At 40.7% G+C, this 16,955-nt stretch carries 11 protein-coding genes; 4 read left to right on the forward strand and 7 right to left on the reverse strand.

Annotation, left to right across the window (positions count from 1 at the left end):
• The first annotated feature begins 1 nt into the window (after nt 1).
• From IPJ86_17700 to IPJ86_17710, 3 genes are all read left to right on the forward strand, one after another.
• A complete protein-coding gene (locus tag IPJ86_17700) occupies nt 2-2,089 on the forward strand; it encodes a T9SS type A sorting domain-containing protein (GenBank protein ID MBK7889054.1) in 2,088 nt (695 codons plus the stop codon).
• A gap of 121 nt (nt 2,090-2,210) precedes the next feature.
• On the forward strand, nt 2,211-2,843 hold the full coding sequence (locus IPJ86_17705; GenBank protein MBK7889055.1) for an HAD family phosphatase: 633 nt from the start codon (nt 2,211-2,213) through the stop codon (nt 2,841-2,843).
• 405 nt (nt 2,844-3,248) lie between these two features.
• Complete coding sequence (locus IPJ86_17710; protein MBK7889056.1) at nt 3,249-5,246, forward strand: T9SS type A sorting domain-containing protein; 1,998 nt, start codon at nt 3,249-3,251, stop codon at nt 5,244-5,246.
• A gap of 292 nt (nt 5,247-5,538) precedes the next feature.
• Here the strand turns inward: IPJ86_17710 and mce are convergent, their stop codons facing one another.
• From mce to IPJ86_17730, 4 genes are all read right to left on the reverse strand, one after another.
• On the reverse strand, nt 5,539-5,940 hold the full coding sequence (gene mce / locus IPJ86_17715) for a methylmalonyl-CoA epimerase (GenBank protein ID MBK7889057.1): 402 nt from the start codon (nt 5,938-5,940) through the stop codon (nt 5,539-5,541).
• An 87-nt stretch (nt 5,941-6,027) separates the two neighbouring features.
• Entirely contained in the window at nt 6,028-7,095 is a 1,068-nt protein-coding gene (locus IPJ86_17720; GenBank protein MBK7889058.1) for a rhomboid family intramembrane serine protease, read from the reverse strand.
• A gap of 103 nt (nt 7,096-7,198) precedes the next feature.
• Nucleotides 7,199-7,642 (reverse strand): T9SS type A sorting domain-containing protein, encoded by a 444-nt coding sequence (locus tag IPJ86_17725; protein ID MBK7889059.1) that lies wholly within the window; start codon nt 7,640-7,642, stop codon nt 7,199-7,201.
• On the reverse strand, nt 7,630-8,946 hold the full coding sequence (locus IPJ86_17730) for a hypothetical protein (GenBank protein ID MBK7889060.1): 1,317 nt from the start codon (nt 8,944-8,946) through the stop codon (nt 7,630-7,632). The genes IPJ86_17725 and IPJ86_17730 overlap by 13 nt, the downstream gene beginning before the upstream one ends.
• Nucleotides 8,947-9,108: 162 nt before the next feature.
• Here IPJ86_17730 and IPJ86_17735 point away from each other — a divergent pair, with 162 nt between their 5' ends.
• Nucleotides 9,109-10,011 carry a WD40 repeat domain-containing protein gene (locus IPJ86_17735; protein MBK7889061.1) on the forward strand — a complete coding sequence of 301 codons (903 nt, stop codon included), beginning with the start codon at nt 9,109-9,111 and terminating at the stop codon, nt 10,009-10,011.
• 162 nt (nt 10,012-10,173) lie between these two features.
• Here IPJ86_17735 and IPJ86_17740 read toward each other — a convergent pair whose 3' ends face one another.
• The 3 genes from IPJ86_17740 to IPJ86_17750 form a co-directional block, all read right to left on the reverse strand.
• Nucleotides 10,174-14,862, reverse strand: a complete 4,689-nt coding sequence (locus IPJ86_17740; protein MBK7889062.1) for a T9SS type A sorting domain-containing protein — start codon at nt 14,860-14,862, stop codon at nt 10,174-10,176.
• A gap of 463 nt (nt 14,863-15,325) precedes the next feature.
• The gene (locus IPJ86_17745; GenBank protein MBK7889063.1) at nt 15,326-15,967 is read right to left on the reverse strand and encodes a hypothetical protein; all 642 of its coding nucleotides are present in this window, start codon (nt 15,965-15,967) and stop codon (nt 15,326-15,328) included.
• Nucleotides 15,968-15,995: 28 nt separating this feature from the next.
• Nucleotides 15,996-16,772, reverse strand: a complete 777-nt coding sequence (locus tag IPJ86_17750; GenBank protein ID MBK7889064.1) for a putative metal-binding motif-containing protein — start codon at nt 16,770-16,772, stop codon at nt 15,996-15,998.
• Nucleotides 16,773-16,955: the final 183 nt, after the last annotated feature.

Raw genomic sequence — 16,955 nt, forward strand, 5'->3', positions numbered from 1 at the left:
AATGTCTTTCGCCGTCGTTTACACTGTAACCAATACCAACGATGCCGGTCCCGGCTCTTTGCGGGATGCGGTCACCATGGCAAATGCTTCCTCAGGAGCAGATGTGATACAGTTTCAAATACCCGGTTCAAGCTGGAATATTAACATTCTTACACCACTGCCACCACTTAATGACTCAATCTCCATTGACGGGAATACACAGCCTGGCAGCAGTTTTCCACTTAATCTTGTGACTATAGATGCCTATTCATTAAATATATCGCATGGAATAATGCTCCATTCTAATAATATTTCTATAAGTGGATTGAAGTTCCGATCTTTCAATGTTGGAGCGGGCATTTTTTCTGATTATTTGGGTTTTGGGAATTCTACTAATAATAACCTGCTAATTTCCGGAAATGTTTTCCAGGATTCTAAATACGGTATTAGTATAAAACATTACGGTTTTCGTAATGTTATTATTTCATCCAATAAGTTCTGGAATTGTACGGATATTAATATTAATTATACGCCGAGGTATTATTCTAAAGATGTTTCCATCTTTAACAACGAATTTATCGGACATAATACTTCCTCTTTTTCGGTAGCTGTTGTTTTATGCGAGTTTTCTTTTCCATACGGAAAGGTAACTAATATATCAATTCTTGGGAACAGTATTAGAAATTGTGTATCCGGAATTGTAGTTAGGGGATTTACTAAAATCGATACCTTGAGCATTATTGGTAATACCATTGATGCGATGCGCGGAGGAGTTGGAATTAACTTCGGCGATGGAAGTGGTAATAACGACTCTTGCAAACATGTTTTAGTGGAGGGCAATGTACTCGATTCCTGTGGCGGGATCAGCTTCTGGTGCTTGGCGTCAAGTGATACATTAGTATATAAGGATATAACCATTAGAAATAATAGTTTATATGGAACACTTGCTTTTGCGCTTACCGGTACATCTCCTCTGTCCACTGAATTGTTTTCAAATGTATTGGTGGAGAACAACAATATACCTTACGGAATTTATATTGAAGCAGGCGGAACAGGATTGGTTTATGCCACTATAGACAGTCTCTCGATTATTGGAAACACAATGACTGAAGTAAATAACAATGGTATCCGTTTTTTTTGCCATGGAACCGGATCTTTCTGGAGTAGTGTTACTAATGTCCTTCTCCGGCGGAATACCATTTCAAATAGTTTTGACAACGGTATCGGCATTTCCTATAGCGCCATATCTTCTGCAAAAACAAATATTAGCAATTTCGTAATTGACAGTAATGTTATTAGCCAGTGTCCCGGTAATGGAATAAGTATTAACGCTTATGGAAATAATGGTGGAAACAGGTTGATTGATGATGTTTTTATTGGTGATAATGAAATATTCAGCAATACCGAACATGGCATAAACCTGGAGACCAGCAGCACAAATCCTTTTCAAGGGGTTCATATAGTACGTAATAGTATTTCTGGAAATGGTTTGACAGGAATATTTGAAAGTCCCACTTCTATTTATGCAAACCCGAAATTACCTGAACCTATCCCCGATTGGGTCAATGCACAAACAGGGACTTTGGCGGGCCATGTAATAACACAACCATTTACTGCTTATGATATTCAGTTTTACGCCAATAATGTCCCCGGTAACAATGGGAAAGGGGAGGGTAAATATTATTTTTCCACACAACCGGTCTTCACCGATGCTACCGGGTACGCCTCTTTCCAGGTTAGTATTCCTGTGAACCTTTCTAATCTTTATTATTCTTCAACAGCCACAGATGTAGCATTGAGTTCAACTTCTGAATTCAGTAACGCGATTGATTCATCTGTTGTGCAAACTGTGAAAGAAGAAATGATGGCGGGTATTCGTGTTTTTCCGTTACCGGCTGATGATAACTTGTTTATGAGCCGGGAGATCACCATTGACATTGGTAAAGTTTCATTGATTGATTTAACAGGGCGTGTCTTATTTCAGAGAAAATATGAAGCTTCAGCTAATTTACTGATGATCGATGTTTCTTCTGTCCCTGATGGATGTTATATTTTGCAATATGAAACAGAAAAGGGAATCTTTTCTGATAAAGCCATGGTACAACATTAATTGGTATCCTTTATTTTAATGTTCTTTCTTGTGCAATTCAGCTTCCTGCTTCCCTGTTATTTTTCTAAAATTTATTGTTGGGAGTTATCTTTGTATTTTATTTAGCTTTGTTGTTACTCTAATGAAAACATTTGAAAACATCATCTTCGACCTCGGCGGCGTCATCATCAATCTCGATTACAATCGGACTGCACAAGCCTTCATTGATCTCGGACTAAAAAATTTCAATGAGATCTATTCAAAGGCGCAGCAATACCACCTTTTTGATGATTTCGAAAAAGGAATTATGCCTCCCGAAAATTTCCGTGCGGAACTGAGGAAATATCTCCCTTCCGAAACAACAGATGAACAAATTGACAAAGCCTGGAATGCCATGTTGCTGGACATCCCGGTACACCGCGTGGAGTGGCTGCGTAAAGTAGGGGAGAGGTACCGTATCTTTTTACTAAGTAATACCAATACAATTCACGTGGATTCTTTTACTAAAATGGCAGACAACGTATATGGACAAGGGGAGTTTGAACGCGTTTTCGAAAGGCACTATTATTCCTGCCAAATGGGCATGCGCAAACCCGATGCGGAGATTTTTGAGAGAGTACTACAGGAAAACAATCTGGATAAGTCAAGAACTCTTTTTATTGATGATAGTATTCAGCATGTGGAAGGGGCCATACGAACAGGATTACATGCCGAATTGTTAAAAGTGGAGTCAGGAGAATTAGTAGAGGTTAAATATTTATCGATTATTTCGTAGGCTGTCCGACTTATACCAATGGATAGAACCATTGCAGAAATTTAACTGGTCAGGAGATGGGAACTTGTAATAGGGTATTTTTATTTGTAATTGATAATTTTATTTTTTAATTTCGCAATAGATATCATATTTGATATTACATACATTAATTAATTTGTGACATGAAGAATCTTATTTTTAAAATATGCTTTCTTATATTTTTTGGACAACATTCAAATGCTGCAATATTTAACGTAACCAACGACCTAGACATAGGGCCCGGTTCATTAAGAACAGCACTTACCCTTGCAAATACTACATCGGGGAAGGACACTATAAAGTTTAACATTATTGGTATGGGCTCATGGTCAATAAATTTAATGACTAATTTGCCTGATATTACCGATTCACTTTTTTATTGACGGCTTGAGTCAGCCATTTAGTCAATTCCCAATCAATGTTGTTAGGATTAATGGAAGTCCATTATCTTCAAGTGTTTTCATTGTAAAAAAACCAAACATCCAAATTTGCGGACTGAGAATTGTTTCTAACCCGAGCCAGCATGGAATTCATTTCCCGATTTTATCAAATCAGATAATCTCAAATATATTATTTAAAAATTTAGTATTAGAAAATTGTAATATTGGGATTTATGCCAGATCAGCTACTTACATTGATTTAACTGTAGACAGTAACATTTTTCTAAATGTGGAACTCGGATTAGTTTCTGAGTTGAGTGATTCTTCAAGAGATTTTAGATTATTGAATAACAGCTTCAATGGTAATGGTTCGGCATTTAGTCGAGCTTGTGCTATTGTAACTGAAACCCGTGTTGATACGAATGTTATAAAACTTCTTTTTAAAAATAATCAAGTGTCCAACTTTGCTTACGGTTTTCTAGTCATTTGTGGGGGGCAATTAGATTCAATAAAGGTTGAAAATAATTCGTTTAGAAATATATTTGTTGGTTGTGTTTCTTTGTATAATAATGGTTCTAGTAGAATTAATAGCATTAAAATTAGTGAAAACTATTTTGATAGTACAAATGCTGGTAGCGGCATAGATTTAGACCAAAGTGGGCCAGGTATTGTGAAATTTAAGAGTATTACTATTTATAGAAATATTATTTACAGTTTAAATTCTTACGGTATTTTCATTTTTCAAAGTGGAAATGGTGTTGAGCGATGTCGAATAAGTGATTTGCAGATTCGACAAAATGAGATATATTGTATTTATGGTATTCAACTTTATTCAGGCGGTACCGGTAATTTTCATGGGAGAATTAGCAATCTGGAAATTGATAGTAATGTTATTATGGGAGCTAATCAATTTACAGGAATTGAGATTAGCGTTGGTGGAACAGGATATGCTATTTCAAGAATTTTTGATTTTATTATCCGAAGAAATGTAATTTCAAACTTCGGGAATGGAGTTATAATAGAGAATCGTGGAACAGGGAATAGAAGAAATTATATTTATAATTACTCTATAGAAGAAAACACCATTCAGAATTGTACCTTTAGTGGGATTAAAGTAAGTGTGGGAGGGCCAAATGCGATTGAATCGTACATTTTTAATGGAAAAATTATCCGAAATCTTATATCAAATTGTGTTCAAGATGGAATAAACATTTCCGCAGGAACGTCTTCATTTCAACCTTTAATATTTCAAGTATTTAACCATACAATTAAGGAAAATAGCATTCATGATAATGGTGGTCATGGTATCTATGTTTCGAATTCAAATAAGGTAGTTACAGGGATTTCCATCCGTAGAAATATTTTGTACAATAACGACTCCTTAGGTATTAAAACTTTTGACTATCAAAACGGATACGGAAATCCTGTTATTCCTTCACCTATTCTGGACTCAATAGTTTTTTCAGGCGCTCAGGCATTATTGTATGGGCATTTGTTTGCAAAACCCAGTAGCGGGTATGCCATAGAAGTCTTTTCGTCTGCTGCACCAGATCCATCGGGATTCGGTGAAGGAGAAAAATATTTGAGAATGAGTAGTCTTCTTTCGGATACAACTGGATATGCAACTTTTGTTATTCCTTTGGTGAATGTTTCGTCGTTAGATTATTTTTCTGCTACAGCCACTGATACACTGATCAATACAACTTCCCCATTTAGTAATACTATATCCGCATTCACAACTTCACTCAATGAAGTATCAGATGAGGGGATGTTGATTTACCCAAATCCTGCCAATAATTTGGTGTATATTTCACTTGCAAAATCAAGTTGGATTAAACAAATTGAACTTGTGGATTTGACAGGTCAATTAATTTCAAAAATCGAAGTCAAGGAAGGTGACTCTATTCTAAGTTTCTCGACATCGGATTTTCCCTCGGGTTATTATTTTTTAAGAGCGTTGGGAGAACATGTTATGGTGAGTAAATTGATCATACATCATGATTAAGAAAGTATAGTAGCAATCTCAATCTTACTATTTATTTGTAAACATAGCCACTATTATTTCAGCTCATTGTTTTAGATGCCAAAAACTTAACCTTATCTCCATGCATATGAGATCCTCAAACCTTTACTTAAGATGGCGAAATAATCAACCACCAATCAGCAATCTCAATCCTCAATACTCGACCATTAATCACCTACAATCAACCATTAATCATCAATTATAATTCATAAAATAATTCTAATCTGCACCTGAATATTGGATTTTCAAATCAACCCATCTTCAAATTTTCGAATCATCTAATTTCCTGACAAAGTTCCACCAAAACCCCATTCGTGCTCTTAGGATGTAAAAAACAAATGAGCTTATTATCCGCACCGGGTTTAGGTTCTTTGTTAAGTAGTGTAAATCCTTCTCCTTCGAGTCGTTTCATCTCGGCATAAATATCGTCTACTTCAAAGGCGATATGATGAATTCCTTCCCCTTTCTTTTCAATGAATTTCGCAATGGGACTTTCGGGATTTGTGGCCACCAGGAGCTCAATTTTATTGGGACCTACCTGGAAGAATGAAGTCAGTACTCCTTCCGATTCCACTTCTTCCGATTTATAGCTGGGTACGTTAAATAATTTTGCGAAAAGTTCGTTCGACGTTTCGAGCGATTTTACTGCAATTCCGATATGTTCAATCTTAACCATATAATGTATATAGAAGTAACCACTAAGGCACTAAGGACACTAAGGAACACTAAGTTTTAATATAATACTTATCTGAGGCTTAAATTTCTATCTTTTATCCGAATCCTTGGAACTTGCATCATCAGCGCCTGCCTGCCGACCGGCACGGTTCCTATCCTCATCTTTTTTCGGCTCAATATACTCATAAGTAATCTTCGGCGAAGAAAGATCAAATAAATCCTGTCCAACGACTTTTTCACTTTCCTTTAACTCCTCACCATCCTCTAACTTCATTTCCTCTTCCCCATCTTTCAATCCTGACTCATTATCATCCCCCCTCTTCAAAACACTCACCTCGCCCGTTCCATGTTCAAACCTGTCTCCCGCATAGGGAGATCCTCCCATTTTTCGCGAGGCGCCATCTCCTTCCGGAGATTTTTGCTCGCGATCGGGAGCGGCTCCTCCCGACAAACCTGTCTCCCGCATAGGGAGATCTTCAAATTCATCCATTTTCAAACCTGTCTCCCGCATAGGGAGATCTTCAAATTCCCCCATCTTCAAATTTTCAAATTCATCAAATTCATCAGGTTCATCTTCCCACTGATATTTGGTTCGTTGTGGTCCTTCTTTTCGATAGACCCATGATAATAGTAATCCCGCCAACCCGCCAAATAAATGTCCTTCCCAACTTGTTTCTTTAAACCAGGGAAAAATCCCCCAAACCATTCCTCCGTAAAGGAACACCACGATAAAACTCACCGCGAGCATTCTTCGTTCTCTGCGCCAAATACCGCTGAAGAAGATGAAAGAAGATAAACCATAAACCAGTCCGCTGGCTCCGATATGGTAAGAAGCACGACCTCCCAGCCATAACCATAACCCTCCAAGTATCCAGGTCAGCAAAAAAACTTTTAAAGAGACTTCTCTATAGAAATAACGGAGCATGGCCATCAGGATGAATAACGGTATGGCATTGGAGAAAAGATGATCGTAATCTTTATGAATGAGCGGGAAGAAAAGGATTCCCCGGAGATCTGGGATTGATCTTGGAAACAGGCCGTAGGATGCGAAGCTGGTATCCGTCTGTACTTCGTAGTATTTAATTATACTGAGTAAAAGAATCAGGATAAAACCCGGAATGAAACTGTAAAGGATGCTCTTTATTTCGGGTTTCATGCAGCAAATCTACTTCAAATTAACAATTCTCAAATAAATGCTCACGCCATTCCTCTTCAGGGAAACCCGGATATTTATAATTTAGGAATTGGAGTGATTTAACTTAATATTTCACCACTCTTTGAGAGAAAGCTTTGTTTCCGTTACGTATTTCTATGACATACACACCGGCATTTAAACTTTCTCCAAAGGAAAAGACGTTTGAACTTTTGTTATATTTTTCATCAAGCAAAAGTTGACCTTTTATATTGAATATCCTGATCCTTGCTTCCTTAAGGTCCGTTTCACTGAAATCAATGCTGCAGTTTTTCGTGAAGGGATTCGGAAATACTTGAATTCCTTTGATCATTCCTGCTTCTTGTAAACCGGTTGTTGTGAAACAGTCATCAAATAAGGATTGAACCACATCAGATGCCGATTGCAATTCTGTTACAGAGGGCATATTACTTCCTGCAGTAGAAGTCCTGGTCCAGATCACAGCATCACTCATATAATTTACTTCACCGGGTTGCATCGTAAAGGGTCCTGATCCCATTAAAAAGCGCATGTCGTTCGGTTGAATGCCCGCGGTTCCCATTGTCCAGGAGTAGTGAAAAGGGAATTCGTGTTATCAGGAAACATGAAAGTAGTTGGTGTGGTGGTAGCGCCCGGTCCGGTGCCTCTGCCATCTCCTCCATACGTAATGGGTAAACTGTCCAGCCAGTTGGCAGATAAATATTGGTAATAGTCCACAGTGTTTCCGGGATTTCCATTGGGGACATTGTTGGTGTTGGTATAATAAAGAAAAGAGCTCATATTTATACGTTCGCCCGGTTCATCCATAATACCGTCACGGTCATTGTCGATGGTGTCGTTTACATCTGCAAGTGGCCCCCTCAGTAAATCTACTCCTGCAGCAGGAGGTAATAATCCATACCCAAAAGTGCCATCGTCATCAGCATCTCCATTGTAAACATAACCCAGATTACGGGAAACATCGCATCCAACAAAATCATCTACACCATTTCCCAGGTCAGGGTCCACCCAGATACCGGCATGTGTATCAAAAAGTGTAATGCTACCGCGGTTGATGATCTGGTATTTGTAAAATGTTGTATTGTTTATAATGGTATTCGATGAAGAATAGGCGAAAGCCATAGCGCGGATTTCAAGGCCGATACCGGCGCTGTTGGTTTCTGTTTTTATATTTCCAATATCGTTGAATACCCACCAGATAGCTTTGTCACCGAATACATAATCATCGCAAAGTGGTTCTCCGCTAAAAGGGTCAGTTGGATAACTGCCGGTAAAATTGAAGTAAGGGTAATCTCCATTCTGAGGATCATATTGTCCATCGTTATTCGCATCAAAAAAGGGAGCAAGATTAGGCAATTGGAAATTTGAGACGTTTCCGTTACCCGGCCAGTTGTTGATATTGCTTGTTGCAGGTCCTCCACTGATGAAACTGAGGACTTCCGCTTTCGTGATTGGAAAGAGCATGTCGAAATCACTACATACAGTGTTGGAGACCGATATTGCCCCTGAAAAGGGGTTCTTGCTGATGGGGCCGGGCCAGAAGTCATTCGATGCTTGTTGCCGGTAAGTTTGAGCAGCAACATAAACCTGGTTGCCTGCATCTAATCCGCCAATCCAGAAACTGCCGGCATAGATGGCATTCTTGCCACTGCCAATCGGAACCTCATAGAGTGGTGTTTGTTGTACCGGATCATTCCAGAGATCTCCTCCATTCAATATCTTCGCTCTGACATTGTTGATGTCGAGATCCATTTGAGCAGTGGGTGGCGGGCAATTTTGAGCTAAAAGAGAGGAGGAAATAAGCGCTAAGAGGGAAAGTGTAAGAAGATTTTTCATGTTAATTAAAATTAGAATCAGATTATAAAAGTATAAAAAATAAGATTCCGACGAATATAATTTTGTCATATTCAATTCATCTTCACCACAATTTGTCAAGTTGACCATGCTCCTTCTTCCTCGATCGAGGGCGGATATTTTCGTATAGACTATTTTTGTTCCATGCATTATTCACTTTTACATCGATTTACCGGCCATACCGGCTCTGTCTATAGCCTTGAACCCGGGCCTGAGCCTGATACTTTCTTTTCCGGAGCCGGGGATAAAGTGGTGGCGAAATGGAATTTAAATCTAAAAGCCGATGGTGACCTCATTGCCCGGACCAGTGATGCTGTTTACACTATGCGGTATTTGCAGGTCAAAAACCAGCTCCTGGTGGGGCAGGGCAAGGGAGGAATTCACGTCATTGACCTTTCTGAAAACAAAGAGGTGCGTCTGCTTCAATTGCACGATGGCCCGGTGTTTAGTATCGGTTTTAGCGAGAAAAATCATTTGTTGATCTCCTTAGGAGGAGATGGAGTGGTCGCCATTTTAGATGAGAGCGATTTTTCGGTGGTGCAACGGCTACGGATTACCGAAAAAAAGTTGCGTTCGGTGGCCATCAATGCATCTGAAAATATAGCATTAATTGCCTGCGGAGATGGTAGTATTGTTCTGATGGAATTACCATCTTTGAAATTACTTGAACGATTTCAGGCACATCAACCGGATTTTTCTGTGAATGCCCTTTGCTTTTCTCCCGATGGAAAGTATTTTTTAAGCGGACCACGTGATGCGCATCTTCATTTATATGATACAGGTTCTTTGAAGCTATTGGAAACTATTCCCGCTCATAATTTTGCGATTTATGATATCGCGTTTGATCCTTCCGGGCAGTATTTTGCTACCGCCAGCCGCGATAAGACTGTAAAGACATGGAACTTCGGTACGATGGAAGTGATGGAAAGATTAGAAGGTAACGATGGTAAAGGGCATATCAATTCAGTCAACAAATTGCTGTGGCTGGAAAATGGCATACTCCTTTCTGCGGGAGATGATCGTGCAATTCAAAGCTGGGGAAAATAGTTCTTAGTACACTGATCAATTCCCTTCTTGAAAAGTTGGATGCTGAAAAAAGCAGCCTTCCAATGTATTTTGAATTGTCGCGCTTTATCAATTGAAGGCAGTTAGAAATAAAAAAAGCCCCGCTGAAAAAGATCAACGGGGCTTTTAATTTCAATGAACAATTTAATTGACCATTAGGATTAACTGTTGTTGTTTACCCTGCATTTCTACTATTAAATGATAGATGCCGGCAGCGTAATGTTCAATGTTCACCTGATCTATGTTTTCACCGATAACCGATACACCTTCTTTGAAATACATTGTTCTTCCTGTAACGTCGGTAATGCGTAAACGGTAGTCGCTGCTTTCGAGGGCATCGAATTTCACAGTCACCTGTCCGTTGGCCGGATTCGGGAACATATTCAGATTGATCACATTACTGGTGTTGTCAAACCTTACACAATTATTGATATTGATACCACTCCGACTTCTTATCGGACTGTTTCCACAATCATTGGAAGTGACAAGTTGTAACACCTGATTGGTCATAGGTGTGCCTGACCACTGAACAGAGATGTTCTTGGTGCCTTGTCCAATGGCCACCGTGCCGCCACCGGATAATGTCCAGTTGTATACGGAAGCACCAGTCACTGTTGGCACACTGAAATCATCCATGGTGTTTGTACAGACATTCAGTGAACTATAGCTGATCGGCGCTGCTTGTGCAGGATGCCCAGTTACCGTAATTGTCCGTGGAGCACTCATGCCACAACTGTTTACAGACCGCACTGTAATAACAGAAGTAGAGAAAATGTTAAAGTCAGCTGCTATGGTGGAGGTGCCTTGTCCGGAACTGATAGATCCATTACTGAGCGTCCAGCTATAGGTGTTAGCATTCACTACGGATGGAACGAAGTAGGATGATCCGGTTGTATTGCAGAGACCGTTTTTAAGTCCGGATATGGTGGTGGGCGTTCCGGGCAAGTTGAGTTGTAGGGTTTTCAAACGCAGAGGACTTGTTCCGCAAGCATTGGATGCAGATACACTCATTGTTCCTCCGGTATAGCCTGCATTAACCTGCGCGCTGACGATATTAGTTCCTGAACCTGACGTAATACTCATTCCTGCAGGAGGAGTCCACGAGTAAGAGGAAGCTCTTGCAACAGGGGCAATGGAATAGGTGATGACGTCACCCGGGCATAGTTTTCCGGCTCCTGAAATGGATGGAGGGGTAACCGGAGCAGCCACCTGTAAGTCAATAGTACGGCATGCACTCGCACCCGTTACACAACCTGAGGCCCCATATACACAAGCCTGACCACTGATACCCGCCTGTATACTAATGTTGGTCCAACTCATCAGAATATTTCTGGTGCCCTGACCTGCAGTGATTATACATCCCGAAGGAACTGTCCAAACATAGGAGGTAGCACCCGGAATAGAATCAACACTCAGTACAACAGCACCGTTAATACCGCTCTGACATCCAACCGTTGCACCACTGCTGCTGATAGGGCCGGCAGATCCAACAACTACATTGGACGCGCTACTCACAAGATTTCCATTGACATAGCTGACTAAATAATTGGATGGTTGTACCATCTGTAAGTTGGAGGGAACAAGGGTGTAATTACCTGCAGGAATCGTTGGTGTGTTAACAACCACATTGTTGTTGTCAAGAATGGTATAGCTCGGTCCGCCGGTTACCAGATTGCTGTCTAGATCATTGTATCTGTAACCATCAATGGTTGAAGTATACACCGGAGTTGCACCGCTGCAATCAATACTGGTATCATTTGCAGTAACTGTTAATGGCGCAGGAATAATCGTCAATGAACCGAGTTCATAGGTCACATCGAAATTTTCCGAGAGCAATGCCCCGGGAACAATGGAGTGTACGCCCACATTTATTCCCGTGATCATACTGATTGAATTAAAAGTCAGTGAATCTCCTTCCGGGGCATCCACATCATCTTCATCAATAATGACTATTAAATCATCTTCAGTGGTGGTATCAGAAACTGTTTCGCCGTTCACCAATGCTCTTCCATTAACGAGGGCACGGGCATTCACTAACGCTCTTCCGTTTACCAAAGCTCTGCCATTTACCAGCGCTCTGGCATTTACAAGTGCACGTCCGTTTACTAACGCCCGTGCATTAACGAGAACTGCGGTGTCCGGATCTTCCTGGAAGTTGAATATAGAAGCAACAGCTACATCTACAACCCTTGCTGTATCGATCGTGAAAGAACCATTCACCAATGCTCTTGCATTTACCAATGCACGTGCGTTGACCAATGCTCTCGCACTTGCCATACAACTTAAATTTTCAATATCAGCATTTACCAATGCGCGACCGTTCACCAAAGCTCTTGCATCAACAAGTGCGATTTCACTGGCGAGATCAATTTCGTGTGAGGTTTTGAGATTATTGAAGAAGCTCACTTGTTCTGCCGTCGTGATAAGCGAATCAGGATAAGTATAGGTGAAGTTTACTGATTCAATCCGATCGCCATAAGTAATGGTTGTGTCGTTTGGAGTAATGATAACCGGCATTTTCTTCACTTCAAGCAAACCGTTTACAAACTGGTAATTGTAGAGCGTCTGTAATACTTGTGATGCTGGTAGTGATAAGTCGGTAACATTGGAAGCGGCCTGAATGAAGTACAACCCTACATTACTACCTGTTGTTGCAGGACTCGTGAATGTAATATTGTTTTCAAGACCAAGATCAGCTAAGGTAAGTCCGGCTTCCAATAAGGATTGACCATTAACAGTAACCGTTGCACTGAAATCCGGTATTTGTTCACCGTACTTTTTCGACTTACTATCGGCGGTAATCACAACATTAGAAATGGGAGCTCCGATGAGATAGATAGTATCTGATACACCACCATCAAGGCCACTTGGGCTGATTGGCGGATTGTAAAGTCTTAAAGGAGGATTCCCCAGGAATGGAGGTATGATCACACTCAATGTAGTAGACGACAATGTTGTTGCAGGAATGGTATCATACTTAAAGATGACAGCGGTGTTATCATTGAAGTATTTACCTCCGATGATGACTTCAACCGTATCCGTGCCGGGAACTAATGCATTATTGGACAGGTCGTGCGTGAGAAGAATAGGAGACGGTGCAGCTAAAGTTTTCAATGCCGTATCCGCCTGAATAAATCCATATCCTGACTCTATATCATATCCTGCTCCATACATGTCAATAGCTGTAGTTTGTAATACAGTTCTCATCTGTTCAGGAGTAAAGGTGGCACCGTTATGGAATTTACTCTTTGCATTCACCAGCAAGGCGGCAACTCCGGCAGCATGTGGTGCAGCACAGGAGGTTCCAAAGAAATTCGGGAAAGCATCACCGTCAATATTCTGACCACCTAAGGCAACCGTTGTGTTTACTCCATTTGGTGCTGTGAGATCCGGTTTATTACGGTCAATTCCATTAATTAAATGTCCTCCTCTGGAAGAGAAAGATGCTACCGTTGGTGGGTTAACGCCAAATACAGGTGTGTTTGAAAAAAGAACTGCACCAACAGAGATTGCTCCGGTAGCATTAGATTGTCCTACAATAGTAGAAGTACCCTGATTATGCTCATTGATGGTGGCATCACCACGGAAAACGATATACTTAATCTTAACGTTTCCGGTTCCGGTTTTTCTTGTGATCATAATATTAGCTTGAGTATTACCGCTCACAGTGAACGGAAGTACTTCAAAAGGATCTTTCCAATGATTGTTACGGTTGAATCCAAAGAGAATAGCTCCACTGTTATTTACAAGATAAATATCAAAATCATTTAATGCACCGGGTTGTTGTCCCAAGGAATAGAACGCATCTTCCCATTGCAACACAATCGTATATGACCCGGCTTTCAGGCTGACATTTTGATAGAGGTCACCACCACCGAAATCATGAGCGAAACCGGTAAATCCTGATGGTGCAGGAACCGGATTAAATGTCCCCTCGTAAGAAGCACTTCCGAAATTACCGGCAGCTGTGAAATAGCTTACTCCATTAGCCGCAACTTCATCTACCGCTTGAGAAACCACTCCGTCAGTGAAATAAGGCTCAGTAATAAAGGTGACATCGTCAACGATGATATCACATCCTATGCTGTCGAGTGCCTTAATACCTTCTGCAAAATTTCCGGGACTTATAAATCCGGAATGGAAGGCAAGCTCTGCCTTAGGAGCAATGTCATGTAGAATCTGTAACATCGCTCTTCCCTCATCCGTTCTTCTTCCATAGGGAAATTCTTGTAGAACGGTGATTGGTTTATTATTATTTGGATTACCCGGTCCCGGTAAATCATAGTTGTCTACATCCGCATCAGCGGGCGATCCAAACTTTGTATTGTAAGAATCAGAAATCACACCAATTTTTACTCCTTCTCCAAATACATTCCACGCCAATCTTGCCGTATCTGATCGCATGGATTTATCTCCCAGCGAAGAAGTGAGTCCGGTATTGATGGCAAGTTCCTGCAGATCTAAACTGGAAACAGCCGGATAGTTTGGTCGTACGTAGTTGATTAATGTAGGTAAAGAATCCAGTTTTGTAAGATTCATAATCGGAATTAATCCTGTTATGATGAACGTGGTATCTCCGTTGTCAATAAAGTCTGACATGCCATATGCCGGTGTCTGAAGAAGCGCAAACAATGTGTCATAATAGCCAATGTTGGCAATAACTTCAATTAGTACTTTAGTACTGTCAATCAGGTAAACGGTATTGTTAGTCGTTACGGTATCCGCGATGGTTGAGTCTGTAGCCAATTGTGTAAGCTCAGAGCCGATAATGTTCGGTACCTCACCACCGGGAGGAGGTGTATAGTAAGGGATAATACATGGGTTAACTTCCATGACAAGCGTAAACGATGCACTGCTGAAGCAGGTGTTATTCGCATTGTTTGTAACTGTTACACCATAAGTGGCTATTACTAACCGTCAGTAAATTCTCCTGTTGCCATTCAAGTCCAAAATCTAATAATCACCGGAAGTGGGAGTAGACAAGGTGACATTGCCACCATCCGGACAAAGTAGGCTGCTGGCAATGATAGTTGCATCAGGTAATGAATCCGTAGTAATGGTGAAGCTGGTATCTGTTAAACAACCGTTAATCAGTTTAGAACCAGTGTATAATTTCCTTCTAGACCAATGAAATAACCTAAATTATTTCCTACATCAAATCCATTCGGTCCATGTAAATTAAAAAATCATTGATGCCCTCAGGTCCATTTCCTTGAACTTCTCTCACCATGAAACTAACATCAAGAATGAGCCATACCTTCACCCGGACAGGTTGCCGGTGAATTGCCAAAATTGCTCAAATCAAATGGAGATGAAAAGAATAAGGTAACATCATCGAGTAGTTACAACCAAAGTTGTCAGTGACCGTTACCGTATAGGTGGTTTGTACACCGGGACTTACCGTAATACCTTGTGTTAAATCCCCGGTACTCCATTGATAAGAAGAGAAACCCGGACTTGCGTTAAAGGTAATCGTATCCTGACAAGTGATCCAGTTGAAGCTTGGACCGGCTGCAACTTCCTGTAAGTAAGTATTGACTTGATTGCTGGTGCCGCTACATCCGTTTTCAGAAACGGTCACATCAAATGTTCCGAGTGTATCTACCGATATGGTTGGTGTAGTTTCACCTGTTGACCAGGCATAGGTATCATACGTGTTTGTATCTATTACTCCAATCGCAATCGCATCAATTTCGTTCCAGTCAAATACAGCAGGAGAATTTAATGCAACACGCACTTCCGATACCGGGAAGGCTGTCATTGGGAATTCGATATGAAGTTGATTAATACGGTCAGGTAGCGATCCCGCTGTTCTGTTATAAACAGGTTGGAATACTCCGGTATATGGGTTTTTTACATATACCGTATCCACTGAGCCTGTTGAATAGGTCTCATAGATATCAATGAAATTAATAGGAGCTGCTGTGGCAAATCCCACTTCAATATATTCCCTTTGATCATCCTGACTAAAGGGTGACCATGCATTTGCATTGTCTCCATAATGCAGCTACGTCAGGAGCTCCTAAAACCTGAGTCGCAGCAAAGACAGGATTGCTGTATTCGCTGCTAAATGAAAGGACACTACTTGCATATTCTATAGAAGTGAGTTTGGCAACGCTCAATTCTAATGCTCCACCGGGACATGATGGAATATTAAAATTATTATTGCTCAGAATAACAGCAGGAGCATCTAATCCTGCTACTTCATCGATTTGCTCATCACAATCATCATCAATACCATTGGCGCAAAGCTCAGGAGCTCCGGGATAGGCAGTAGCAGCAGCGTCATTACAGTCGTCGGAGTTTAATACATATGAAGGGGGCTTCGCATAAGATAAAGTGAAAGAGTTAAAATCTCCAAATCCATCGCCATCAGCATCCGCATAATAAGTTTGATCAACAAGACCAGCCGGGAAATAGTTGTTAATTGAATTCACTCCGCCAAATGCACCGGCATCATTCCGGGTTCCATTCAGGTCGTTGTATAATGAATTCGGATCACCGCCATTGATGGCATCACTATTGTCAAGCAAAGATCCGTTTAATGCAATGGATGATGTTGATGTATGTTTATTCGTAGTGTCTGCAACGAAATTAGTAAATCCACTTGCGCCTTGCGTAGTGTAGTTGTACTGGAAAGGATCAAAAGTGACATCACCGGGATTCCACAAACCGTATTTACTATTAATACAAAGATTGTTTCTTACTTCAATAAAGAAAGCCGGTCCAATCTGGAAAAACATTCCGGCCCCGCCTGCATCATCATTGATGGTGTTATTGATACATGAATTTTTACCAGGACCTCCTTGCTTCAGGCTTCGGAAATAGAGTATAGCATTGGTATTACCATGAGTTCTCAGAAAGTTGTTCGCAATATGCAGGTATTGTGTATTTCCCCAAAATGCAATAGTACGTCCGCCGCCTTG

The sequence above is a fragment of the Bacteroidota bacterium genome, assembly GCA_016713925.1.
Classification (GTDB): Bacteria; Bacteroidota; Bacteroidia; order AKYH767-A; family OLB10; genus JAJTFW01.

Coding starts and splice junctions, on each gene's coding strand:
- IPJ86_17700 (MBK7889054.1), top strand. CDS start 2: ATGTCTTTCGCCGTCGTTTACACTGTAACCAATACCAACGATGCCGGT.
- IPJ86_17705 (MBK7889055.1), top strand. CDS start 2,211: ATGAAAACATTTGAAAACATCATCTTCGACCTCGGCGGCGTCATCATC.
- mce (MBK7889057.1), bottom strand. CDS start 5,940: ATGGTTAAGATTGAACATATCGGAATTGCAGTAAAATCGCTCGAAACG.
- IPJ86_17720 (MBK7889058.1), bottom strand. CDS start 7,095: ATGAAACCCGAAATAAAGAGCATCCTTTACAGTTTCATTCCGGGTTTT.
- IPJ86_17725 (MBK7889059.1), bottom strand. CDS start 7,642: ATGCGCTTTTTAATGGGATCAGGACCCTTTACGATGCAACCCGGTGAA.
- IPJ86_17730 (MBK7889060.1), bottom strand. CDS start 8,946: ATGAAAAATCTTCTTACACTTTCCCTCTTAGCGCTTATTTCCTCCTCT.
- IPJ86_17735 (MBK7889061.1), top strand. CDS start 9,109: ATGCATTATTCACTTTTACATCGATTTACCGGCCATACCGGCTCTGTC.
- IPJ86_17740 (MBK7889062.1), bottom strand. CDS start 14,862: ATGGAAGTTAACCCATGTATTATCCCTTACTATACACCTCCTCCCGGT.
- IPJ86_17750 (MBK7889064.1), bottom strand. CDS start 16,772: ATGTTTTTCCAGATTGGACCGGCTTTCTTTATTGAAGTAAGAAACAAT.